Consider the following 24,279-nt stretch of genomic DNA (forward strand, 5'->3'; position numbering starts at 1 on the left):
CTTACTGCAGGTAGGTGTCGTCCATGGGCGATATGACGCCCCAGATGCCGTCCGGCAGGCCGTGCACCTTCTTCAACGACAGGGTGTGGTACGGAATGACCGTGAGGAAGTCGATGGGCACATCGGCCGTGACCAGCCGCTGGAATTCCGCGTAGAGCGCGCGGCGCTTGTCGGCGTCGGTTTCGGTGCCGGCCTGCTCCAGCAGTTCGTCCACCTTGGGGTTGGAATAGGATTGCGTGTTGGTCCAGATGATGTCGCGGATGTTGCTGGACAGGTAGGTGCGGTGCACGCCGATCACCGGATCGCCCCAGTTGAAGACGATATCCGTGGTCATGTCGAAATCCTTGCCGGCGATGCGCTTGGCCCAGGTCGGGAAGTCCGGCGAGGCGCGCACCTGCACCGCGATGCCGACCTTCTTCAACTGGCTGCGCAGGTACTCCGCCACATTCTTGCCCTGCACGTCGGAGCCCGGCATGTAGTCCACCGTGAGCGACAGGCGTTCGCCCTTGGCATCCTTCTTGTAGCCCGCTTCTTCCAGCAGTTGCTCGGACTTCTTCAGGTCCAGCGGATACTTCGCCACGTCCTGGGTGGCAAACGGACTGGTGCCGATAATGGGGCCGTCGGCAGGCTTGGCGAAGCCGGCGTTCAGAGCCTTGGTGATGAAGCCCTTGTCGGTGGCATAGGCGATGGCCTGCCGCACCCGCACGTCGTTCAAGGGCTTGCGCGCCGTGTTGAAAGCCAGCCAGCTCAAGGCGCCTATGCCTTCATAGCCCTTGCTGGTCATGACGATGGCGGGATTGTCCTTGGCGCGCCGCAGGATGGTGGGCTCGGTCATGAAGGGCAATACGCCGATGTCGCCGCGCTCCAAGCCGATCAGCAGATTGGTGGCGTCGGGATTGATCTTCACCACGATCCGGTCCAGGTAGGGCTTGCCGGGCAGGAAGAATTTATCGAACTTCTCCAGCACGATCTCCTGGCCCGGCTTGAATTCCTTGAACTTGAACGGACCCGACCCAACCACGTCGGCCGAGTTGCGCGGATGGCTCTTGAGGTCCTGTCCATCGTCGTAGATGTGCTTGGGCAGCACCGGCATCAGGGCCGGCGACAGCGCCAGCAGGATGGCTGGATGCGGTTTGCTCATGCGCAGCACCACCGTGTAGGGATCCGGCGTGTCCACCGCTTCCACGGGCGCGAACATGGTCTGGAACGGATGGTTCTTCTTGACCGCCATGACCGAGAACGCCACGTCGGCCGAGGTCACCGGCTTGCCGTCGTGGAATACGGCGTCCTTACGCAGATGCAGCGTCAGGGACTTGCCGTCCGGCGCCAGTTCCCACGATTGCGCCAGATAGGGCTGCGGCTTCCAATCGGCGTCGTAGCGCAGCAGGCTGGCGAACAGCTGCGTGCTGGGCAAGGCGGTTGCAATGCCCGATTGCACCGCGCCGTTCAGATGGCGCGGCACCTGCGTTGAACCGATTACCAGCGTGCCGCCTGGCTTGGGCGCATCCGCGGCGCTGGCCCCGCCCGCCAGGGCCAGCGTCGTCAGTATCGTGGTCAGGCATTTTTTTACGCTGCGCATGTTCTACCCCTTTGTGTCCAGTGTCACGAACCATTCATCGGATGGTCTTGGGGGTAGCGTATCCAGCCAGCTGGTCCAGGCTTAGTACCAAACCGCCGGACTTTTTGGAGCCAGCCCCGCAGACGGACCGGATTCAACCGGCCAGCGCCCGCGCGTACAGCGAAGCGACCGCGCAGCTGTTGACGCGGGCCTGCATGGAATCGGAGCGGCTGGTCAGCAGCACCGGCACGCGCGTGCCCAGCACCAGTCCGGCCGTACCCGCGCCGGCCAGCCAGGTCAGCTCCTTGTAGAGCATGTTGCCGGCCTCGATGTCGGGCACCAGCAGGATGTCGGCATCGCCCGCCACGCGCGACACGATGCCCTTCTGATCGGCCGCCTCCCGCGAGATGGCGTTGTCGAAGGCCAGCGGGCCGTCGATCTCGCCGCCGCGGATTTGCTGGCGGTCGGCCATCTTCGACAGGGCGGCCGCATCCAGCGTGGCGGGCATCGCAGGATTGACCGACTCGGTGGCGCACAGCACCGCGAGCTTGGGGCGGTCGACGCCCAGCGCGCGCGCCAGGTCGATGGCGTTCTGCGCGATGTCGGCCTTTTCCTGCAGGCTGGGTGCGATGTTGACCGCGGCATCGGTCAGGATGAAGAGCTTGGGATAGGCCGCTACCGCCATCACGAAGGCATGGCTGATGCGCCTGTCCGTGCGCAGGCCCGCGTCTCGCGCCACCACGGCCGACATGAAGTGGTCGGTATGCAAGCTTCCCTTCATCAACATGCGCACGGCGCCGTCGCGCGCCAGCGCGGCCGCGGCGCGCGCGGCCTGCACCTCGTCGTCGGGCGTGTCGACCACTTCCAGTTCGTCTGCGCGCAGCCCCAGATCCGCCATCAGGACGCGCAGCCTGCCGGCGGGGCCGACCAGCACGGGTTCGATGTAGCCCGCGTCGCGCGCCTGCACGGCCGCGCCCAGGCTGGTCGGACACAGCGGATACGCCACCGCGGTGCGCAAGCGTCCGGCCGACAGCGCGGCATTGCGCAGCGGCTCGAACAAGCGATCGCTTTCCATTTTGGTCTGCTCCTGCCGCGGAGATCCGCGGCGCCTGGCGAGAGAATTCCGGCGCGGCCGCCGCCGCGCCGGACGCACGCTATGCGATCAGCGCTTGGCGGGATCGATCGACAGCGGCACCTCGCCCGGATGGAACGGCTGGTTCACGTACTGCTTGTACTTGTCCAGGAAGCGCACCGGCTGCTTGAGCGCATCACGGCGGAACGGGTCGCCCAGTTCCTGGCTGACCATCATCTCCAGCACGGTGGTCTTGCCTTCGGACTGCGCCTTGCATGCGGCCTGCAGGGCCGCGCCCACCTGATCGGCATGCTCCACCCGTATGCCTTCCGCGCCCATGGCCCGCGCCAGCTCCGAGAAGTTTGGATTCTTCAGGTTGCTGCCGACGAAGCGGCGGCCATAGAAGTCCACCTGGTTCTTCTTTTCCGCGCCCCATTGGCCGTTATGGAAGACCACGGCCGTCACCGGTATCTTCTCGCGCACGCAGGTCAGCAATTCCTGGAAGCTCATGCACCAGGCCCCATCGCCGACATAGGCCACGGCGGGCCGGTCGGGCCGGCCAAGCTTGGCGCCGATCAACGCCGGCAAGGCGTAGCCGCAATTGCCAAAGCTCATGGCGGCCAGCATGGAGTTCGGTTCGTCAAAGCGCAGATAGCTGTTGGACACCGAGCAGATGTTGCCGATGTCGGTGGAGACCATCACGTGCTTGGGCATGGCGCGTTCCAGCTCGCGCAGCATGCGGCGCGGATGCATGCGGCCGCCGCCGTGCTCGATGATGTCCAGGCTCCAGTCGTCGCGTTCATGCGACCAGCTGTCCAGTTCCTTTTCCCATTCGGCCTTCTGCGCCGCGATCTGTTCGGCGCGGCCACCCTTGGTGGCGGCGCAAGCGACCTCGCGTCCTTGCAACTTGGCGGTCAGCGCCGCCGCGGCCGGCTTGGCGTCGCCGCAGATGCCGACCGACACCGGACGCACCAGGCCCAGCATGCGGTGGTCGGCATCCACCTGGATGATGCGCGCGCCCTGCGGCCAGTAGTCCAGCCCGTGCTGCGGCAAGGTGCCGAACGGGCCCAGGCGCGTGCCCAGCGCCAACACCACGTCGGCCTGCGACAGCAGCTTCATGCCGGCCTTGGCGCCCTGGTAGCCCAAGGGGCCGCACCATAGCGGATGGCTGGCCGGGAACGCATCGTTATGCAGGTAGCTGGTGACCACGGGCGCGCCCAGCAGCTCGGCCAGGGCCACGCATTCCGCCTGGCCTTCCGAGAACAGCACCCCTCCGCCCGCCACGATGACGGGGAACTTGGCCTGCGCCAGCATTTGCGCCGCCGCCTCCAGGTCCTCTTCCGAACCCGGGCCGCGGCGGATGCGGCGCGGCTCCGGAATCGCCACGTCGATCTCGCCGTAGAAATAATCGCGCGGGATGTTCAGCTGCGTGGGGCCGCGTTCGGCCAGGGCATTGTCGAAGGCCTTGGCCGTGAATTCGGCCATGCGGTCGGGCCGGTTCACGTGGGCCTGGTATTTGGTGATGCGCGAGAAGATCGGCAGCTGTTCGGTTTCCTGGAAGCCGCCCAGCCCCATGCCCGCGGTGCCGGTCTCGGGCGTGATGGCCACGACCGGGCTATGCGCCCAGTACGCCGCGGCCACGCCGGTCACGAAATTGGTGATGCCGGGGCCGTTTTGCGCAATGCAGACGCCGTGGCGGCCGGTGACGCGCGAATAACCGTCGGCCATGTGCGCGGCGCCCTGCTCGTGCACCGTCGGCACGAAGCGGATGCCGGCCGCCGGAAACAGGTCCAGCGCGTCCATGAAGGCCGAGCCGACGATGCCGAATACGTCCTTGACGCCCTGCGCGACCAGCGTTTCCACAAACGCTTCGCTGGGGGTCATGTGTTGCTTGCTGCTCATGGTCTCTCTCCTGGCAGGCCGGCGGTGTCGGATTGCATCTGGGCCGGCATGATCCGATACTGCAGCAGAAACCTGCCCGTTCCCAGCCCACGGCGTTTCATTTTCTGCAAAATCCGTGCGACGATGCGCGGCAAGCCGCCGAATCTTCAATTATTGAAAGATGAAAGACGAATCCTCCGCAGCGCTGCGCGCGCTGACCCTGTTGGAACAGGTTGCCCGCTCCGGGCAGCCGGTATCGCTGGCCGCGCTGACGGACGCCACCGGCCTGCCCAAGCCCTCCGTGCTGCGCATCCTGTCACGGCTGGTCGACGCCGGCATGTTGCTGCGCGAGCCCGCCGGCAAAAGTTACGTCAGCGGCCCGCGCCTGAGCGCGCTGGCGCGCGACACCCTGTTGAATTCGCCCTTGCGCGGCGAGCGCCACCGCATCCTGGACAGCCTGGTCGACGAAATCGGCGAAACCTGCAACTGCACCATGCTGGACGGTGACGAGGTCATCTACCTGGACCGCGTCGAAACCGCCTGGCCGCTGCGGGTGAACCTGCAATCGGGCTCGCGCGTCCCGCTGCATTGCTCGGCCAGCGGCAAGCTGTTCCTGGCGCACATGCGGCGCGAGGCGCGTCAGCGGCTGCTGGCCGCGGCGCCCTTGCCGCGCTACACGCCCAACACGCTGTGCGACGTGGCCGCTCTGGAGCAGGAACTGCGCACCATCAAGAAGGAAGGCGCGAGCTTCGACCGCGAGGAATTCCTGCTGGGTATCGTCTGCATGGCGGTGCCCATTCTGCATGGCACGCGCGCCATTGCCGCGGTCGCCCTGCACGCGCCCGTAGCCCGGTTGTCCATCGAAGGCGCGCGCGCCTGGCTGCCGCGCATGCAGGAGGCCGCCCGGGCGCTGGCCGGCACCTACGGGCCTGACGCCTAGCGGCCGGCGGCTCCCGCCCTCCCAGGGGCGCGTCTGGAACGCAATGTTCCGGCATTTGTTGCGAGGCCCATCGGCCACAGGCATTACACTCTTGGGCGTACGCGCGCATGCCGCCTTTTACGCTGCCGCCCCTTCCTTTTGCCGCCAGGCCGATGCCGGGCAGAAAGCGACTCTCTCTATCGTGACCGACACCTCCTTTACCTCCCTGCCCCTGCTGCCCGCCCTGCTCGACAACCTGAAGAGCCTGGGCTTCGAGCAGATGACACCCATCCAGGCCCAGAGCCTGCCGCTCATCCTGGAAGGCCGCGACCTCATTGCGCAGGCCAAGACCGGCAGCGGCAAGACCGCGGCCTTCGGCCTGGGCGTGCTGCAGAAGCTCGATCCCGCGCGGCTGACGCCGCAGGCGCTGCTGGTCTGCCCCACGCGTGAACTGGCGGACCAGGTCGCGCAGGAACTGCGCCGGCTGGCGCGCCAGATCGCCAACGTCAAGATCCTGACCCTGTGCGGCGGCGCCGCCGCCCGCCCCCAGGCCGAATCGCTGGCGCGCGGCGCGCACCTGGTGGTGGGCACGCCCGGGCGCATCCAGGACCACCTGGAGCGCGGCAGCCTGGACCTGTCGGGCCTGAACACCCTGGTGCTGGACGAGGCCGACCGCATGGTCGACATGGGCTTTTATGACGATATCGTGGCCATCGCCTCGCATTGCCCCAGCAAGCGCCAGACGCTGCTGTTCTCGGCCACGTATCCCGACAACATCCGCAAGCTCAGCGCCCGTTTCCTGCGCAATCCCGCCGAGGTCAAGGTCGAGGCGCAGCATGACGCCAGCCGCATCGAGCAGATCTTCTACGAAATCGACGAAAAGGACCGGCTCGATGCGGTGACGCGCCTGCTGGCGCACTTCCGCCCTGAATCCACGCTGGCCTTCTGCAACACCAAGATCCGCAGCCACGACCTGGTGGAACGGCTGCAGGCCGAGGGCATCAGCGCCCAGGCCCTGAACGGCGACCTGGAACAGCGCGAACGCGACGAAATCCTGATCCAGTTCGCCAACCGCAGCTGCGCCGTGCTGGTGGCCACCGACGTGGCCGCGCGCGGCCTAGACATCCAGAACCTGAGCGCCGTGATCAACGTCGACGTGACCAAGGACACCGAGGTCCACGTGCACCGCATCGGCCGCAGCGGCCGCGGCGACCAGAAGGGCCTGGCGCTGAGCCTGTGCTCGCCCGAGGAAATGCGCTGGGCCAACCTGATCGAGCAGTATCAGGGCGCACCGCTGGTATGGGGCGACATCAAGGCCTTGCGGCCCAAGGCGGATCGTCCCTTGCGCGCGCCCATGATCACCTTGTGCATCCAGGGCGGCAAGAAGGACAAGCTGCGCCCGGGCGACCTGCTGGGCGCGCTGACCGGCGACGGCGGCCTGACGCTCGAGCAGGTCGGCAAGATCAACATCACCGAATTCAACTCCTACGTGGCGCTGGACCGGCAGATCGCCAAGCAGGCGTTCTCGCGCCTGTCCAACAGCAATATCAAGGGCCGGCGCTTCCGCATGCGCTATCTGGAAGAGTTCTGAGCGTCTGCGGGTGACAAAAACTTGATGATTTTGCTCGGGTTTTGCAATAATGGCGCGGCCTGCCCCGGCCGCCGCCCTACTCGCGATAGCCGGAGCGCGGAACCAAAGGCTCGCAACCTGTTCCAACGGCCGCAGTCCCCTTTCAACCAATAGATGAGAAACTCACCATGATCAAATCCGACGATACCGGCAAGCTGATCCTGCGCCTGACCCTCGGCATTCTGATTCTGCTGCATGGCCTGTTCAAACTGACCGGCGGCGGCGTCGGCGGCATCAGCGGCATGCTGTCCTCGCACGGCCTGCCGGGCTTCCTCGCCTATGGCGCGTACGTCGGCGAAATCCTGGCGCCCGTCCTGCTCATCGTCGGCATCTACACCCGCCTGGGCGGCTTGCTGATCGCGATCAACATGGTCGTCGCCATCCTGCTGGCCCACTCCGGCCAGATCAGCAGCATGACCAACAATGGTGGCTGGGCGCTGGAACTGCAAGGCATGTTCCTGTTCACCGGCCTGGCCATCGCCTTCATGGGCGCGGGCCGCTTCAGCCTGGCCGGCAACGGCGGCCGCTGGAACTAACAGCCGTAACACGGCGCTACGCGCTGACAGGGGGTCGCCGAGGCGGCCCCTTTTTTATGCGCGGACATTGATACGAACGAAATCGACAGTCACGCAGGCGCAAACATCCGTCACCGGAAAGCTGTTTCGGAACGATTACAGTCCAGAACCGTAAGGACTGGCCTGTGGCCTAATCCTGACGAGCGCAACAAAGGCGTGAGCCACGCCTGGCGCTCGGCAGGAGTCGCAAAATGAAGAAGAGTCTGTTGCTTATGCTGGCCATGACCAGCGCCTTGACCGGTTGCGTGGTCGTGCCCGCCAGGCCGGCGTATTACCGCCCGGCGCCGGTGTACTACACGCCGCATTACTACTACCCGGCGTACCCAGCCCCCCATTACTACTATCGTGGCTATTGATCCGCGCGCCCGTTGCGCCAAGGAAAAACCATGAATACCTGTTCCCGGATCCTGCGCCCGCGCCCTTTGGCCGCGGCTGTCCTGATCGCCGCCTGTGCCAGCGCGGCGGCGCAGACCTATGAGCCGCCGCCGGCGCCCGCCGCGCCCGTCTACGACGACGGCGATCCTGCCAACGCCAACCTGGCGCTGGTGGACCGCAGCCCCCAGCCGCCGCCGCCCCTGCCCGCCTATGTCCAGCCGCCGGCGCCCGCCGACGGTTATATGTGGGTGCCGGGCTACTGGAGCCTGAACCGCTACGGGTTTTTCTGGGTGCCCGGCGCATGGGTGCTCGCGCCCTATGCCGGCGCGCTCTGGACCCCCGGCTATTGGGGCTTCAGCAATGGCATCTACCTGTGGACCCCCGGTTATTGGGGCCCCCACGTGGGCTTCTATGGCGGGATCAACTACGGCTTCGGCTACAACGGCCTGGGCTATGTAGGCGGCTACTGGAAGCGCGACCGCTTCTACTACAACCGTTCCGTCACGAACGTGAACGTCACGCGCGTGACCAATGTCTATAACCACACCGTGGTCGTGAACAACGTGGACAACCGCCGCGTCAGCTACCACGGCGGCCCGTCGGGCATCCGGCGCGACGCGGACCCGCGCGAACTTGCCGCGCGCAAGGAACGCCATTCTCCGCAGACGGATATACAGCGCGGCTATGCGCGCGACGCCGGCAACAACCGGGCCCAGTTCTACGATCACAACAAGGGCCGGCCGCCCCAGGCCTACGTCGACCATCAATCCAATGGCCGGCCGCCCGAAGGCCAGCGTCCAGGCAATGGACGGGATGGACGCGACCGCGGCCCGGACAACGACGGGCGCGATAACCGCGGCGGTGCTGACCGGAACAACGCGGACCGCGGCGACATGCAGCGCGGACGCGATATGTCTGCCGGGCAGACAGGCCGCCCTCAGCAAGCGCAGGGGCAACAGGCGCGCGAGCAACAGCAACGCGATCAGCAAGCCCAGCAACAGGCGCGTCAGCAACAGCAGCGTGACCAGCAGGCTCAGCAGCAGGAGCGCCAGCAACAGCAACGCGACCAGCAGGCCCAGCAGCAGGAGCGCCAGCAACAGCAACGCGACCAGCAGGCTCAGCAGCAAGCGCGTCAGCAACAGCAACGCGACCAGCAGGCCCAGCAACAAGCGCGTCAGCAACAGCAACGCGACCAGCAGGCCCAGCAGCAGGAGCGCCAGCAACAGCAACGCGACCAACAGGCTCAGCAGCAAGCGCGTCAGCAGCAACAGCGTGACCAGCAGGCGCAGCAGCAAGCGCGTCAGCAACAGCAGCGCGACCAGCAGGCCCAGCAACAGGCGCGTCAGCAACAACAGCGCGACCAGCAGGCTCAGCAGCAGGCGCGTCAGCAACAGCAGCGCGACCTGCAGGCTCAGCAGCAAGCGCGTCAGCAGCAACAGCGCGACCAGCAAGCCCAGCAGCAAGCTCGTCAGCAACAGCAGCGCGATCAACCGCGCGGAGACGGCAATGCCAACGGGAATGGCCGCGGCGGCTCCGGACGCGATTAGGATGGGCGACGCCGCGCCGCTTGCTGGACCCCCGCTTCCCGCGCGGCTACAGTAGACCAGTTGCCGCGCGGCCCCTGAGACTCCTGGAGATTCCGATGAAGCGCATTGCCCCCTGGTTACTCCTCTGCGGCCTGCTGGCCGGCCCGTCGGCCCAGGCCGCGCTGGACGTGGGCGCCCCCGCCCCGGATTTCAGCACCCAGGCCTCGCTGGGCGGCAAGGTCTACACGTTCTCGCTCGGCGAGGCCCTCAAGAAAGGGCCGGTGGTGCTGTACTTCTTCCCCGCCGCGTTCACCCAGGGCTGCACGATAGAGGCGCACAACTTCGCCGAAGCCACCGACGAGTACAAGTCCCTGGGCGCCACCATCATCGGCGTGTCGACCGACAATATCGACACCTTGAACAAGTTCTCGGTCAGCGAATGCCGCGGCAAGTTCGCGGTGGCGGCCGACGGCGATGGCAAGATCATGAAGGCCTACGACGCGGTTCACGACAAGCGCCCCGAGTACGCGCAGCGCATCTCTTACGTGATCTCGCCGCAGGGCAAGATCCTGTATGAATACACCGACATGAACCCCGATTCCCACGTGGCCAATACCATGCGCGCCTTGCGCGACTGGAAGGCCAAGCAGTAGGCATTGCCGTCCAGGTTCGGCGCCATCCAGGACGGACGCGCCGCAAGCGCCGACCGCATGGAGCTGAGGTGTTCATGGCTGCGGCGGCGGCACCAGGGCCGTACCCGAACTGAACGTGACGCGTATGGTCTTGCCCGCATCCGCCGCAATGGCCCTCGCGGTAAGCACGGCGGTACCTGGAGAGACTGGCGCGCGCAGTTCCATCGTGGCAACGCCATAGTCGTCGGTGCTGCTGGTAGCCGAGAGCAGCGCCCCGAGGTTGGTCCGCCAGTTGACCGTGACGCCCGCGACCTCCAGATTGCCGTTGGCATCCTTGACGGTCGCCTTGAGGATCAGCTTCTCCTGGCCGTCGGCCCGAGCGGAGGTCTTGCTGCTGGCCAGGGAGGCGACGCGGGCGGTGATGGGATCCGCGGTCAAGGCCACGCGGAAGGTCCGGCCCGAATCGTCTGCACCCGTCTTGGCCGTCACCGTGGCGTACCCCGCAAGCTTTCCCGCCGTCAGCACGACAGTGGCCTCGCCCTGGGCGTTGGTTCTGGTGGATGACGCTTCCAGCGTGCCGAGATCGGTGCTCCAGTTGACCACATGACCTGCGCCTCCCGAGCGGCCGTTACCGTCCAGCACCACCGCCGTGAAGACCACGGTGTCGCGAGCATTGGCTACGATGCTGGTCTTGCTGGCCGAGGCGCTGCCAACGCGGGTGCTGGGCGTAGCGGGCGCAAAGGTCACGCTGGCTACCCTGCCCGCGTCCCGCCCCGAGGCCGCGGCGGTGACATTTACGTTGCCGGCAGCCTTCGGCGCGGTCAGTACCATCGTGGCCTTGCCGCTGGCGTCGGGGCTGCTGACAGCATCGGCCAGCGTGCCGCCGGACGCGGTCCAGTTGACAACCATGTCGCCACCCATTGCATAGCCGTTGCTGTTCCACCCAATCATCGGATTGCCGTATGCGTCCTGTACCGTGGCGGTAAAGGTCACCGTATCGGCGCCGTCGGCAACGCCGTTGGTCTTGCTTTGGGTGAGCGCGACCACGCGGGCGCTGGTGGGGTCGGCCTCGAAGAAGACGAGCGAGGTCCTGCCCGGATCCGCCGTTCCTACCCGGGCCCTCGTCAAAACCCGAGCGGCGACCGTCGACACCAGCTTGACCTGGGCCTCGCCCTGGGCGTCGGTGACGCTCGTAGCACTATCCAGGCTGCCTATGCTGGCGGCCCAGTCGACGGTGGCCCCCGCCACGCGATTGCCCCTGGCGTCCTTCACATAGGCCCAGAGGAAGACAGTGTCTGTACCGTTGGCCCGTACCGTCGTCCTACCGCTACTAATTGCCAAACTCACCACGCGCGCGCTGTAGGCATCGGCCACAAAGGCTATCGTGGCGGTCTGGCCCGCGTCGCCGCCCGCGGCCCGGGCGTTGACGCTCGCAGTGCCCACAGCGGTCGGCGCGGTCAATACAACCGAGGCTTGGCTATGGGCGTCGGTCTTGCTGACCGTCGCAGCCAGCTTGCCCAGGCTGGCCCCCCAGTTGACCGCGACGCCCGCCCCCACCGGATTGCCTTTGGCGTCCGCAACCGTGGCCGTGAAGGTCACGGTATCCATGCCATCGGCCAAGCCGCTCGTCTTGCTCGCCGCGACTGTCGCCACGCGGGCGGTCGACGCGTCGGCCATGAAGGTGACGGACACAACCTGCCCCGCATCGCCGCCCGCGGCCTTGGCGGTAACCGTCGCGACGCCCGTGGAAGTCGGCGCAATCAGAACGGCCGTGGTTTCGCTCTTGCTATCGGTCGTGGTGGCCGTCTGGAGCTGGCCCAGACTTGTACTCCAGTTGACGGTCACACCTGCGCCGACCCGATTGCCTTGCCTGTCGACGACGACGGCCCGGAGGGTCACGGTGTCGGCGCCGTTGGCCACCGCGTCGGTCTTGCCCGCGGCCAGCTCGATGACGTGGGCGCTGGAGGCGTCAGCGATGAAATCGATGGCGGCGGTCTTGCCCGGATCTCCGCCGGCGCTCTTCGCCTGGCGGGCCGGCGCGCACTTGGCGGTGACAGTCGCCGCGCCGGTCGCGGTAGGCGCGGTCAGGACGACAGTGGCCTGACTGCTGGCATTGGTGATACTGGAAGCGCCTATCGTGCCCCGATCGGCGCTCCAATTGACCACGATGCCCGCCCCCACCGGATTGCCGCGGCCATCATCGATCGTGGCCGTGAGCGTGACGGTGTCGGTGCCATTGGCCAGGCCGGTGATCTTGCTTGGGCTGAGTGCGGCCACGCGGGCCCTCAGTTCGTCCGCCGCGAACACGGCCGAGGCGGTCTTGCCGGCATCGCCAGCCGCCGCCCGGGCAGTGACAGTCGCCGTGCCGGGAACGATAGGCGCGATCAGCAAGGCCGAAGCCTGGCCGCTGGCATTGGTGACGCTGGTAACGGCGAGCGTCCCCAGGCTGGCGCTCCAGTTGACGGTGACGCCCGCCCCCACCGGATTGCCGCGGCCATCTTCGACCATGGCGGTGAAAACCACGGCATCCGCGCCATTGGCCGTACCTCTGGCCTGGCTGGGCGTGAGCTGGACAACGCGCGCGGTCGCGGTGTCCGCGACGAAGGCAACCGCGGCGGTCTTGCCCGGGTCGCCGCTTGCGGCCCGGGCGGTGATCGTCGCCTCGCCAGCCGCGGTCGGCGCGGTCAGCACGACTGTGGCCTGGCTGCTCGCGTCGGTGTTGCTGGAAGTGGCGCCCAACATGCCCAGGCTGGCGTTCCAGTTGACGGCGATGCCCGCCCCTGCCGGATTGCCGCGGCCATCCGCCACGGTGGCGGTAAAGGTCACCGTGTCCAGACCGTCGGCCAAGGCGGTAGTCTTGCTTGGCGTGAGCCGCAGCACCTGGGCCTCGGATGCATCGAGCAGGAAGGCAACGGACCCCGTCTTTCCCGGATCCTGGGGGCCGGCCTTGGCGGTGATGGCCGCAACGCCTGGAACGGTGGCGGACAGCAGTTCCACCACGGCGATGCCGTTCGCGTCGGTATTGCTGCTGTTGCTGGAAAGCCGCCCGCCGGTGGCAGTCCAGCTCACCGCCACGCCCGCGCCTACCGCATTGCCCTTGCCGTCCTTGACCGTCGCCTTCAGTACCGTCTTGTCCCTGCCGTTTGCAAGAATGGACGCGGGCTCCGCAACGAGCTGCGCCACGCTGGCCGCGCTCGGCGCTTCAAGGAACTCCGCCTCGCTCCTGCCCTTGAACCCGTGCTCTTCCATCGCCTCGACCCCGATCATGCCCGCGGCAGTGCTGCTGACCAGGGCATACGCCATGCCATCGGCGTCGGTGCGGTCCGAGGACTCCTGGATCGTGCCTGGTCCCTGCACAGCCCATGTGACGATGCGCCCCGCCATGGGTTCGGCCTGAATGCCGCGAACCTGGGCCGTGAACCTGACGCTGTCGACGCCGTCCGCCATGGCGGCGGCCTTGGAGCGGACCACGCTGACGCTGAGCGGATTGACGCTGACATTCATGATGTTGGAACGGATCCTGCGGCCATGCGCATCGGTGGCGGACGCCATCAGCTGATAGCTGTTGACGCCGCCGCTGCGGTAGTCCGGCAGCGTCAGCGATGCGGATGCGCCGCCGCTGTATGGCATCGCAAACGGCGCCGCGGAACCGGACCATTCGATCCTGGGCGCGGCATCCGCGCCCGCCAGCGTTACCGGGAAACTGACGACCGTCTGCGGATACCCGGAAGCGGCCGCCGGCAACTGTATCGTCATGGGATCGTTCTTCTTGTATTCCAGGACGATTTCGTTGTTGCGTTCCACCAGATCCATGCGCATGCCGGCGAGCTTGCGGCTGCGCGCGACTTCGCCCGGCTGCAACTGCCTGGCCAATGGCACGCCGAGCGCGTACTTCAGGCCCAGCTTGAAGCTGGTGTCGGACTGCCCGCCCTGCCCCATGCGATGGTCCAGGCCCAGCGTGACCAGCGGCGCCGGCGTATAGGAAACGCCCAGGGTCCAGGCGCTGGGGTTGCGTTGCCGGTTGCTGGCGCCGAACAGCCCGACCTCTTCGCCGTAGTACTTCTCGAACATCAGCTTGCCGCCCAGCTGCGGATACTGCGGCAGATAGCCTTCGGTCCGGATATCCCAGCCGCTGGCCGGACGTTCCTGATAGTCCCGCGCGTCGGGCGAACGCTTCCAGTCGCTCAGCCGGAAGTAGCCGTTCATGCTGAGCTTCAGATAGTCCGCCCACCATTCGCCACCCAGACCCAGCCGCCGGTGGCCGCGCGACACGTCCTGGTCCAGGAAGGCGTTGCCGCCGACCATGTAGCCGTCGCCGAAATGGCGGTAGCCCAGCCCGAGGTTGACCGTGGTCCGATAGGACTCTTGCAGCAGGTTGGTCCGCCGCGCGCCGAACTGGGAAAAAATCAGACCCGTCCCAGAATCGTGGAGCGGGAACAGCATGTCGAGGCCTGCGCCGTGGAAGTTGCCCAAGAGGTCCAGCCTGGCGGTGCCGAACTGGCCCAGCCAGTTTTCCGCAGCCTGCTTGGCTACGCCGATGGCCTTGCCGCTGGCCGTCGACCTGGCGTCCGCGCTTGCCATTTGATTGGGATTGGCGGGCAAGGGGCGCCCTTCCAGATCGGGCGCGGGCTCCATGCCTGCGGGAATCGGCGCGTTCGCTGCGGCCGCGCCTGGATCCTTCGCCCGATCTCCGTCCTGAACTGCAACGCTGGCGGATGCGGCGCGGCCTTCGGCGCCGGGGAACGGCTGGCGTTGTTCGCCGGCCAGCGGCGCGGTGCACCCCTGGAACAGCAGCAAACCGGAAAGCGCCGTGCAGAGCGCCTTTCTGACTTGGCGCGCAGCCGCTCTGCACCAAGCGTGTGCCTTGGATGGCTTCAGCATCGTCATGACCTTGTCTGATAGGAATCCCGCGGGCGGGCAATGCGCCAACCAGGCAGAGCCGCCAAACTACTGAAGTGCGGCATTGGCGGATTCGTTCTGAGTCATATGCAGGACGAAGTCCTGCCAGCGCTCAAAGCAATCACGCCCCGGGATTCTTGTTACTTAATAATGACAAAATATGACGACATGCTATTTATATAACTGTTGATATCAATATGTAATTTCTTTATTCCATAACAGAAAACCCGATGACTGCGGGCATGGCAGCATCGGGCGGACTCGTGTTGCAGAGTGATGGGGACGGCTCAGCCAAGGCTGAGCACAGAGAGCGCAGGCTGAGCCGGCCTTCCTAGTTGAACGGCCAGACCGGCGGATGCGTGCCGGGCGGGCTGGACGGACGCGTCCAACGGGCCGGCGTATCGGAGAACTGCGCGGCGTGGCGCAGCGCCACCAGCTCGCCAAAGCCAGAGGGCTCGGTTTCCAGCAGGCCCTCGAAACCTGGCATCGGACAGGCCAAGCCGCCCTCGACGCGGCCCAGGCCGCGCAGCCAATGCGCGGTCTGCGCCAGCGACACGCGCACATGCCAGCTGCCGCCTTCGGTCGCTTGGCGCGCCAGCGCGGCTTGCGCGCCGAACGCCATCAGGTAGCCCGAGGCATGATCCAGGATCTGCATGGGCATGGGCTTGGGCGCGTCCTGGCCCGCGGCCTGCGCCTCCCCGTGGTTGAAGCCCGTGGCGGTCTGCACCAGGGAATCGAAGCCGCGGCGGCCAGCCCATGGACCCTTGTCGCCATAGGCGGTCAAGGACACGTAGACAATGCCCGGACGCAGGCGCGCCGCGTCCTGCGGGCCGAAGCCCAGCGCGGCCAGGCCGCCAGGGCGGTAGCCCTGCACGAACACGTGCGCGCTGCGCAACAGGTTGCCCAGCGCGATGCGGCCGTCGGCCGTATCCAGATCGGCCAGCACCGACAACTTGCCGCGGCTGGTGTCGATGATGTTGTCGATGTTGGGCAGATGCGGGGAGTTGAGCAGCATCACGTCGGCGCCGTACGCCGCCAGCGCCCGTCCACAGACCGGTCCGGCGATGATGCGGGTCAGGTCCAGCACGCGGATATCCTTGAGCGGCCGGGCGCCGTTGCCGTACTTGGGCCAGGGCCGCGGATCGGCTTCGCCGATGCGCTCGATGGTCAGCAGAGGCTGGGCGGCCACCGCCAGGGCTTGGGGATGGCGGTCCCATTCGTCGAAGCTGCGCATGGCGGCCACGGGCAGCCCCGCGTCGGCGGCCACCTGTTCGAAGTCCAAGGCCTTCCAGCGGCTCAAGGCGCGCTCGACCATGGCGCGGGTGGTGTCTTCGCCAGCCGGACAGCCCAGCAGCGCCAGCGCGCCATCGCGATGATGGGCGAAATTGGCGTGGATGCGGACCCAGCCCCCGTCTCCGCAGCGATACAGCCCGGTGATGGGGTCCCAGGGATTGGGCGTGATGCCGTTGATCGTGTAGTGGCTGCGGCATTCCTGCGCCGCGTGCAGCATGTCGACGGCGACCTGCTGTCTGGCGCCGCCGCGCAAATTCCAGATTTCCGCCGCGGCCAGCGCGGCCGCAGCCAGGCTGGTCTGCGCCGCGGCGCCGACGGCGAAGGACGATGGGACTACCGGATCGGCGCCAGTCAACACCACGTGCTCCAGCGATTCGTCGGGCAGATCCACCGAGCGCCAGAGCTTTTGCAAGACGTCGCGGGACGCGTTGCCTGCGGGTGTGCGGCCCCTCAGAAAAGACGGGCGTAGGTCCATCAGATTTCCCATAGCGTTCATCTTGCTCTAGTCGTTTATTTGAATTACATGGCGGGGTCCAGGCCGCGTCAATATCCGCGGCGCGCCAGCGTGTTTCATGGTTTGACCGCAAAGCGCCGCGATCCGGCCGCGCCGAGCGCTTTCCCCCGCGAGGCCGGCGGCGCCGGCCTGGGCAGGCCAGGACACATCTACTCGTAGTTTTTACATCGTCTTCCAAGACCGGTCTGCCGGCGCGTCCGCGCGGCGGGCGCAATATAGAATGCCAGCCTCGCCGCCCCCTGCCCTGGACCGCCCATGAACACGCTGCTTTGGCTGCGCACCGACCTGCGCGCGCATGACAACCCTGCCCTGGCCGCCGCCGCCGAAGCCGGCACGGTCACCGCCCTGTTCCTGGCCGCGCCCGGCCAATGGCGGCTGCATGGCGACGCGCCGGCCAAGGTCGATTTCTGGCTGCGCAATCTGCGCGAACTTTCGCGCGAGCTTGGCCGCCTGGGCATTCCGCTGCGGCTGCTGACGGTGCATGACTGGAGCCAGGCGCCGGACGCGCTGGCCGCTTTCTGCCGCGACCACGCCATCGGCCAGGTTCACGTCAACGCCGAATGGGCCGTCAATGAACGCCGCCGCGATGCCGCGGTCGCCGCCCGCCTGCGGACCCTGGACGTGGACTGGACGCTGCATCATGGCGCTTCGCTGCTGCGGCCCGGCACGGTGCTGACCGGCAAGGGCGAGTGCTACCGCGTCTATACCCCTTACGCGCGCGCCTGCCGCGAACGGCTGCGCACGGCGCCGCTGCGCGCCCTGCCGGCCCCGCGCGCGCAGACCCCGCCGCCCTGGCCGGCGGATCCGCTGCCCGCGGCCTTCGAAGGGTTCGACGCGCCCGCCGAGCCCGTACGCGCGCTCTGGCCTGCCGGGGAGCACGCGGCCAGCGAACGGCTCGACGCCTTTGCCGACGGCGTCATTGACGCTTACCAGGAAGAACGCGATTTTCCCTCGCTGCCCGCCACCAGCTGCCTGTCGCCCTATCTGGCGGCAGGCGTGCTGTCGCCGGGCCAGGCCTTGCGCGCCGCGCTGACCGCCAACCATGGCGAGGTGGAAGGCGGCAAGCGCGGCGCCGCCACCTGGATCAACGAATTGCTGTGGCGCGAGTTCTACCAGCATCTATTGGCCGCCTACCCCGTGCTGTCCATGCACCAGCCCATGAAGCCGGAAACTGCCGCGGTGCCGTGGCGCGACGCGCCGGAGGACCTGTATGCCTGGCAGCAGGGCCAGACCGGCATTCCCATCGTCGACGCGGCCATGCGGCAGTTGCTGGCGCTGGGCTGGATGCACAATCGCCTGCGCATGGTGACGGCCATGTTCCTGTCCAAGAACCTGCTGATCGACTGGCGGCTGGGCGAAGCCTGGTTCATGGCGCAGCTGGTGGACGGCGATCTCGCCGCCAACAACGGCGGCTGGCAATGGAGCGCCTCCACGGGCGCGGACGCCGTACCCTACTTCCGCATCTTCAATCCGCTGTCGCAGTCGCGCAAGTTCGATCCGGACGGCGTGTTCCTGCGCGAATGGCTGCCGGAACTGGCGCATCTGGACAGCCGCGCCATCCATGACCCCAGCCCCATGGAGCGCGCCGCCGCTGGCTATCCTCTGCCCATTGTCGACCTGGCCCAGAGCCGGCTGCGCGCGCTGGAGGCGTTCAGCGGGCTGCCGCCGGCCTGAGCGCTGGCCGCGGGCGGGAACGACGTCGGCCGCGCTTGACCTAGGTCAACGCCGCTTCCGTCCGCGTCCCGGATGATCGGTCTGCGACATCCCGCCAACGCCGATCGCAGGACGACACAGCCATGCGCGACCATCCGCAGGTCCACGACCAGGAATACACGCTGCACGACGAGCAGTGCCTCATCACCCGCACCGACGCGCGCGGCCGCATCATCTACGCCAATCCCGCCTTCCTGGAGGTCAGCGGCTACACGCAAGCGGACCTGATGGGCAAGGGCCATGACACCATGCGCCATCCCGACATGCCGCTGGCCGCCTACGACGACCTGTGGCGCACGATACAGCGCGGCCAGTCCTGGACGGGCGTGATCAAGAACCGGCGCAAGCACGGCGGCCACTATTGGTCGCTGGCCAGCATCACCCCGGTGGTGGAGCGCGGCGTCACCGTCTGCTATGCCTGCGTGCGCGTAAAGCCGACGCGCGCCCAGATCGCGACGGCAGACAGCGCCTACCGGCGCCTGCGCACCGGCATTACCGGCGGCTTGCGATTGCGCGCGGGACGGATCGTGCCGGGAGGCCTGCTGGCGCGTCTGCGCGACTGGCGGGCGTCGGGCATACGCGCGCGCATGCTGGCCTGGGCGGGACTTTCGTCCGCGCTGTTCCTCGCCGCTGGCGGCATCGCGCTGCACGGCATGGCGGCCAATCTGAATATCGAACAACTGGCCTTGGCTGCTGCGGTACTGGCGGCCGGCGTCTGCCTGATCTTCGCTTCGGGCTGGGCCTACGCCCGCACGCTTTCCGGCTTGCTGAACACGGCCACCGACTTCACTCGGCAGATCGCCGCCGGCAATCTGGGCACGCCGCTGGCGCCAGGCAATCCGGACGATGAAACCGGCGCGCTCAGGTTTTCGCTGGAGGCCACGCGCAGGAACCTGGTCGGACTGGCCCGCGACGTGCACACCGGCATCGCGGACGCGCCTGGAACGGTTGCGCAGCGGGTCGAAACAGAGGATCTGCGCCACGCCATCGAGGTATTGCGGATCGCGCGCGCCCAGCCGCGGCCTGCGCACCCGGCCGCCTAGGCCTGTTGCCCGGCATGGCCCCGCGCCGCGTCCGCGCGTCAACCGCCGGCCGCGGCCTCCTTGTCCAGCCGCTTGATGAACACCTGCAACTCCTTCACCACCTGCTGATCGCCGCGCGCCTGCGCGGCCTGCAAGCCTGACTCCCAGGCGGCGCGCGCGCCGGCCTTGTCGCCTTGTCCCAGGCAAGCCTTGCCCAGCCATTTCCAGGCCACCGAATAGGCGGGATCGAACGCCAGCGCCGCGCGCAGATGGGTCTCGGCCTCGCGGAAGCAGTCTTGCTCCGCATAGGCCTTGCCCAGCGAAAAGCGCAACAGCATGTTGTCCGTGCCCTTGGCCAGCATCGCCTCCAGGCGTTGGGTCATTCCTTCCATGGTCGGCCTCCTGCGGGCGCTCGTGCATTGCTGCGATGCGCACATGATAGGACGGCCGCGCCGCGATCCGCGCAAAGGCCCCGCGCCGCGCGCGGAGATGGGCGGGATGGCGCGGACATCCGCGCAGGTGTCCACGCAGAAACCCATTTCGGCGCGTTTCAATGCCGGGCCGGGGTGAATTCATTGGGGACTATCCTGTCTTACCTCAAGTTGCCTTCCGCAAGGTATCCGCCCCATGAAGCTCTTGTGCCTGCGCCTGCTGCGCGCCACGCCCCTGCTGCTGCTGCCGCTGGCGGCGACCGCGCTGGCTCAAGCGGAACCCGACAACCGGACGGGCGAAGCCGCCCTGGTCAACCGCGTGACCTGGGGCGCAACGCCTGCCGAGCTGGCCCGCATCCAGAAGATGGGACCCGAACGCTACCTGCAGGCGCAACTGCGCCCCGCCGCCGAAGGCAAGCTGCCGCCGGCGGTGCAGGAGCGCATCGACGCGCTCTCGATCTCGCAGCGCTCCGACGAGGACGCGCGCGCGACCCAGCTGGACATGCGCGCCGCGGCCAAAAAACTGCCGCCGGACGAACAGCAGAAAGCCATGCGCGAAGCCCGCCAGTTTTCGCTGCAGCGGGCCGCGGAGGTCAACCAGCGCGCCGTGTGGCGCGCGTTGTATTCGGACAGGCAGTTGCAGGACCAGATGACCTGGTTCTGGATGAACCACTTCAATATCGACCTGCAGAAAGGCGACGTGGGCATCTTTCTTTCGCAATACGAAGACCAAGCCATCCGCCCGCATGCGCTGGGCAAGTTCGGCGACCTGCTGAAGGCCACCATGCGCGCGCCTGCCATGCTGATCTATCTGGACAATGCGCAGAATGTCGCCGGCAAGATCAACGAGAACTACGCGCGCGAGCTGATGGAACTGCATACGCTGGGCGTGGGCGGCGGATACACGCAGGCCGACGTGCAGGAACTGGCCCGCATCCTGACCGGCATGGGCGTCGCCGCCAAGCCCGAACCGCCCAAGGTCCGGCCGCAATGGCGTGCGCAGGTCGTGCAGGAAGGACTGTTCCTCTTCAACCCCGCGCGCCACGACCAGGGCGACAAGACGTTCCTGGGCCATCGCATAGCCGCGGCCGGGATTCGGGAAGTGGACGAGGCGGCCGATCTGCTGGCCCGCAGCCCGGCCACCGCCAGGCATGTCAGCGGCAAGCTCGCCGCCTACTTCATGGGCGACAATCCGCCCGCGACGCTGGTCGGCAAGATGAGCAAGACCTTCCTCGCCGCCGACGGCGACATCGCCGCCACCCTGCGCACGCTGTTCGCGTCGCCGGAGTTCGCGGCCTCGCTCAAGACCGGCGTGTTCAAGGATGCCGTGCACTACGTCTATTCGTCGCTGCGGCTGGCCTATGGCGACATGCCGCCGATCCTGAATCCCCAGCCGGGCCTGGGTATGCTGAAGCAGCTCGGCCAGCCGCTGAACCAGCGCCTGACGCCTGACGGCTATCCGATGGGCAAGGCGGACTGGTCCGGGTCCGGGCAGATGGCCGTGCGCTTCGAGGTCGCCGGCGCGGTGGTTGGCGCGGCCAAGGCCCTGTATCAGGAGGACGGCGCCGCGCCGGCCAATCCGCCGCGCCTGCCGAACCTGCTGAAGGCAAACGAGGGCAACGGCCTGTTCGCCGGACTGTCGCCCGCCACGCGCGAGGCCATCGCGCAAGCAGGATCGTTCCGGGACGCCAACCTCTATCTGCTGGCCTCGCCTGAATTCATGCGCCGCTGAAGCGCCCGCAGGACAAGAACAAGGGAACGGATCATGGACCGCCGCCTGTTGCAACTGATGGCCTCCGCACCGCTGGCGCTGGGCAGCAGCCGCTTGTACGCCGCCCCCGCCGCTTCCGGCAACCGCCTGCTGCTTGTCTTCATGCGCGGCGCCTACGACGCCGCCAGCCTGCTGGTGCCGGCCACGAGCGACTTCTATTACGAATCCCGGCCCAACATCGCCATTGCCCGCCCGGGCGGCGGCCCCGGCGCCGCCCTGCCCCTGAGCGACGGCTGGGCCCTGCACCCGGCACTGGCCGAAAGCCTGCTGCCCTACTACGAAAGGCGCCAACTCGCGTTCCTGCCGTTCGCCGGCACCGACGACACCAGCCGCAGCCATTTCGAAACCCAGAACAGCATCGAACTGGGGCAAGGCGCGAGCAAGGGCGGCGACTACCGTTCGGGCTTCCTGAACCGGCTCGCGGCGACGCTGAACACGGGCCGGACCCGACCCGCCGCATTCACCAGCGAGGTGCCGCAGATATTCCGCGGCGACGAACCCGTGCCCAACGTCGACCTGATCGGCGCCGCGCGCAAGTCGCGGCTGACGGCGGACGACAACCGCGTCATCGAGTCCATGTACCGGAACACCGATCTGCATGCCTCGGTCGCCGAGGGACAGCGCGTCATGGACGCGGCGCGCGAGGAGATCGACGCGGAAATGCAGGCCGCCAGCGGCAACGCCGTGTCGGCCGACAGGCTGGAACAGGAGGCGCGCCGCATCGCGCGCTTCATGACCGACCGCTACAACCTGGGTTTCGTCGACGTCGGCGGCTGGGACACCCACGTCGGCCAGGGCGCCGCCAGCGGCCTGTTGTCGAACCGCCTGGGCCAGTTGGGCCGGGCGCTGGCCGCCTATGCCGACGCCATGGGCCCGGCCTGGAAGCAGACCACGGTCGTGGTCATCAGCGAATTCGGCCGCACTTTCCGCGAGAACGGCAACAAGGGCACCGATCACGGCCACGGCACGGTCTACTGGATCATGGGCGGCAATGTGCGCGGCGGACGCATCGCGGGCCGCCAGGTGGAGGTCAAGCGCGAGACCTTGTTCCAGGACCGCGACTATCCCGTGCTGAATGAGTACCGCGCCGTGTTCGCCGGCCTGTTCTCGCGGCTGTACGGGCTGGACCGCGCGCGGCTGGCGCAGGTGTTTCCGGGCGTCGCGCCCGTGGACCTGAAGCTGGTCTAGCCTGCGCTAGAATTCCGTCCTTGCCCAGTCATTGCCGCCGCGGCCCTCCCTTTCGTCCCGGCCCTTCTCCCATGCCCCTGCACCTCATCGCGCTGGCCGCCGCCGCTTTCGGCATCGGCACCAGCGAGTTCGTCATCATGGGCCTCCTGCCCAACGTCGCCCAGGACCTTCAAGTCAGCATCGACATCGCCGGCCTGCTGATCACCGGCTACGCCATGGGCGTGGTGATCGGCGCGCCCATCATGGCCATCATTACCGCCAGGCTGCCGCGCAAGGCCACGCTGATCGGCCTGGCCAGCACCTTCGTGGTGGGCAATTTGCTGTGCGCGCTGGCGCCGAATTACGGCTTGCTGATGGCCGCGCGCGTGTTCACCGCGTTCTGCCATGGCGCCTTCTTCGGCCTGGGCGCGGTGGTGGCCGCGGACCTGGTGGCGCGCAACCAGCGCGCCAGCGCCATCGCGCTGATGTTCACCGGCCTGACGCTGGCCAATGTGCTGGGCGTACCGCTGGGCACGGCGCTGGGTCAGGTGGCCGGCTGGCGCTCGACGTTCTGGGTGGTCAGCGGCATCGGTTTGCTGGCCGTGGCCGCGCTGGCTGCCTGGCTGCCGGCGCGCATCCCCATGCAGCCCGGCAACATCCTGCGCGAATTCAAGGTGCTGCGCGACGCGCGGGTGGTCTGGCCGCTGGCCGCCAGCGTGCTTGCCTCCGCAGCGCTGTTCTGCGTGCTGACCTACATCGCGCCGCTCTTGCGCGAAGTGACCGGCGTGTCCGAACGCGGCGTCACCGGCGTGCTGCTGCTCTTCGGCGTGGCGCTGACGGTGGGCAGCACCCTGGGCGGCAAACTGGGCGACCGCAACCTGGAAGTGTCGTTGCGCCGCATCTTCATTGGCCTGCTGCTGGTGTTCCTGGCGCTCAGCCAGGCCATCCACGCGCTGGCCCCCATGCTGGTCATGACCTTCATCTGGGGCGTGCTGGGCTTTGCCGTCGTGCCGTTGCTGCAGACGCTGATCGTGGACCAGGCGGCCGACGCGCCCAACCTGGCGTCGACCCTCAATCAGGGCGCATTCAACCTGGGCAATGCGGGCGGCGCCTGGCTGGGCAGCGTGGCGCTGGGCCACGGCCTGCCGCTGACGGACCTGCCCTGGATGTCGGCCGGCATCACCGCCGCCGTCCTGCTGCTGACCTTGTGGGGTACGCGCTACTACGGTCGCGACGCCGGGGCTACACTCGCTGGACAACAAGCCGGCGCGCTGACGCCCTCGCGTTCGGACGCCTAAGGA

At 67.5% G+C, this 24,279-nt stretch carries 17 protein-coding genes; 11 read left to right on the forward strand and 6 right to left on the reverse strand.

Annotation, left to right across the window (positions count from 1 at the left end):
- Window position 1 precedes the first annotated feature (1 nt).
- The 3 genes from NGK62_RS22310 to xsc all read right to left on the reverse strand — a co-directional run bounded on the left by NGK62_RS22310 (window position 2) and on the right by xsc (window position 4,532).
- The gene (locus tag NGK62_RS22310) at window positions 2-1,579 is read right to left on the reverse strand and encodes an ABC transporter substrate-binding protein (RefSeq protein WP_251880428.1); all 1,578 of its coding nucleotides are present in this window, start codon (window positions 1,577-1,579) and stop codon (window positions 2-4) included.
- A 133-nt stretch (window positions 1,580-1,712) separates the two neighbouring features.
- Window positions 1,713-2,633 (reverse strand): bifunctional enoyl-CoA hydratase/phosphate acetyltransferase, encoded by a 921-nt coding sequence (locus NGK62_RS22315; protein WP_059379599.1) that lies wholly within the window; start codon window positions 2,631-2,633, stop codon window positions 1,713-1,715.
- 87 nt (window positions 2,634-2,720) lie between these two features.
- On the reverse strand, window positions 2,721-4,532 hold the full coding sequence (xsc, locus tag NGK62_RS22320) for a sulfoacetaldehyde acetyltransferase (RefSeq protein ID WP_059379598.1): 1,812 nt from the start codon (window positions 4,530-4,532) through the stop codon (window positions 2,721-2,723).
- A 160-nt stretch (window positions 4,533-4,692) separates the two neighbouring features.
- On the opposite strand from xsc, the gene NGK62_RS22325 reads away from it, so the two are divergent.
- The 6 genes from NGK62_RS22325 (at window position 4,693) to NGK62_RS22350 (ending at window position 10,189) form a co-directional block, all read left to right on the forward strand.
- On the forward strand, window positions 4,693-5,451 hold the full coding sequence (locus NGK62_RS22325) for an IclR family transcriptional regulator (protein ID WP_059379597.1): 759 nt from the start codon (window positions 4,693-4,695) through the stop codon (window positions 5,449-5,451).
- Window positions 5,452-5,632: 181 nt separating this feature from the next.
- Window positions 5,633-7,021: an ATP-dependent RNA helicase DbpA gene (gene dbpA / locus NGK62_RS22330; RefSeq protein ID WP_251880430.1), complete on the forward strand. Its 1,389-nt coding sequence runs from the start codon at window positions 5,633-5,635 to the stop codon at window positions 7,019-7,021.
- A 167-nt stretch (window positions 7,022-7,188) separates the two neighbouring features.
- A complete protein-coding gene (locus tag NGK62_RS22335; protein ID WP_054456781.1) occupies window positions 7,189-7,596 on the forward strand; it encodes a DoxX family protein in 408 nt (135 codons plus the stop codon).
- Window positions 7,597-7,826: 230 nt separating this feature from the next.
- Entirely contained in the window at window positions 7,827-7,991 is a 165-nt protein-coding gene (locus NGK62_RS22340; RefSeq protein WP_165867956.1) for a hypothetical protein, read from the forward strand.
- A gap of 30 nt (window positions 7,992-8,021) precedes the next feature.
- Window positions 8,022-9,557, forward strand: a complete 1,536-nt coding sequence (locus tag NGK62_RS22345) for an adenylate cyclase (RefSeq protein WP_251880432.1) — start codon at window positions 8,022-8,024, stop codon at window positions 9,555-9,557.
- 95 nt (window positions 9,558-9,652) lie between these two features.
- Window positions 9,653-10,189 carry a peroxiredoxin gene (locus NGK62_RS22350; protein WP_251880434.1) on the forward strand — a complete coding sequence of 179 codons (537 nt, stop codon included), beginning with the start codon at window positions 9,653-9,655 and terminating at the stop codon, window positions 10,187-10,189.
- Window positions 10,190-10,261: 72 nt separating this feature from the next.
- Here NGK62_RS22350 and NGK62_RS22355 read toward each other — a convergent pair whose 3' ends face one another.
- Together NGK62_RS22355 and NGK62_RS22360 are read right to left on the reverse strand one after the other, a co-directional pair.
- Entirely contained in the window at window positions 10,262-14,965 is a 4,704-nt protein-coding gene (locus NGK62_RS22355) for an Ig-like domain-containing protein (RefSeq protein WP_251880436.1), read from the reverse strand.
- Window positions 14,966-15,398: 433 nt separating this feature from the next.
- Entirely contained in the window at window positions 15,399-16,847 is a 1,449-nt protein-coding gene (locus tag NGK62_RS22360; RefSeq protein WP_251880932.1) for a CoA transferase, read from the reverse strand.
- A gap of 282 nt (window positions 16,848-17,129) precedes the next feature.
- Here NGK62_RS22360 and phrB point away from each other — a divergent pair, with 282 nt between their 5' ends.
- Window positions 17,130-18,548 carry a deoxyribodipyrimidine photo-lyase gene (phrB, locus tag NGK62_RS22365; protein WP_251880439.1) on the forward strand — a complete coding sequence of 473 codons (1,419 nt, stop codon included), beginning with the start codon at window positions 17,130-17,132 and terminating at the stop codon, window positions 18,546-18,548.
- A 122-nt stretch (window positions 18,549-18,670) separates the two neighbouring features.
- Window positions 18,671-19,630, forward strand: a complete 960-nt coding sequence (locus tag NGK62_RS22370) for a methyl-accepting chemotaxis protein (RefSeq protein WP_251880441.1) — start codon at window positions 18,671-18,673, stop codon at window positions 19,628-19,630.
- A gap of 38 nt (window positions 19,631-19,668) precedes the next feature.
- On the opposite strand, the gene NGK62_RS22375 is transcribed toward NGK62_RS22370, so the two are convergent.
- Window positions 19,669-20,001 carry a hypothetical protein gene (locus NGK62_RS22375; RefSeq protein ID WP_118934194.1) on the reverse strand — a complete coding sequence of 111 codons (333 nt, stop codon included), beginning with the start codon at window positions 19,999-20,001 and terminating at the stop codon, window positions 19,669-19,671.
- A 235-nt stretch (window positions 20,002-20,236) separates the two neighbouring features.
- Between NGK62_RS22375 and NGK62_RS22380 the strand changes: the two genes are divergently transcribed.
- From NGK62_RS22380 to NGK62_RS22390, 3 genes are all read left to right on the forward strand, one after another.
- Window positions 20,237-21,772: a DUF1800 domain-containing protein gene (locus NGK62_RS22380; protein WP_251880443.1), complete on the forward strand. Its 1,536-nt coding sequence runs from the start codon at window positions 20,237-20,239 to the stop codon at window positions 21,770-21,772.
- Window positions 21,773-21,805: 33 nt separating this feature from the next.
- Window positions 21,806-22,999, forward strand: a complete 1,194-nt coding sequence (locus tag NGK62_RS22385) for a DUF1501 domain-containing protein (RefSeq protein WP_502803005.1) — start codon at window positions 21,806-21,808, stop codon at window positions 22,997-22,999.
- Window positions 23,000-23,070: 71 nt separating this feature from the next.
- On the forward strand, window positions 23,071-24,276 hold the full coding sequence (locus tag NGK62_RS22390; protein ID WP_059380298.1) for an MFS transporter: 1,206 nt from the start codon (window positions 23,071-23,073) through the stop codon (window positions 24,274-24,276).
- Window positions 24,277-24,279 lie beyond the last annotated feature (3 nt).

It is taken from the genome of Achromobacter sp. Marseille-Q4954 (assembly GCF_943737025.1).
Lineage (GTDB): Bacteria > Pseudomonadota > Gammaproteobacteria > Burkholderiales > Burkholderiaceae_B > Achromobacter > Achromobacter bronchisepticus_A.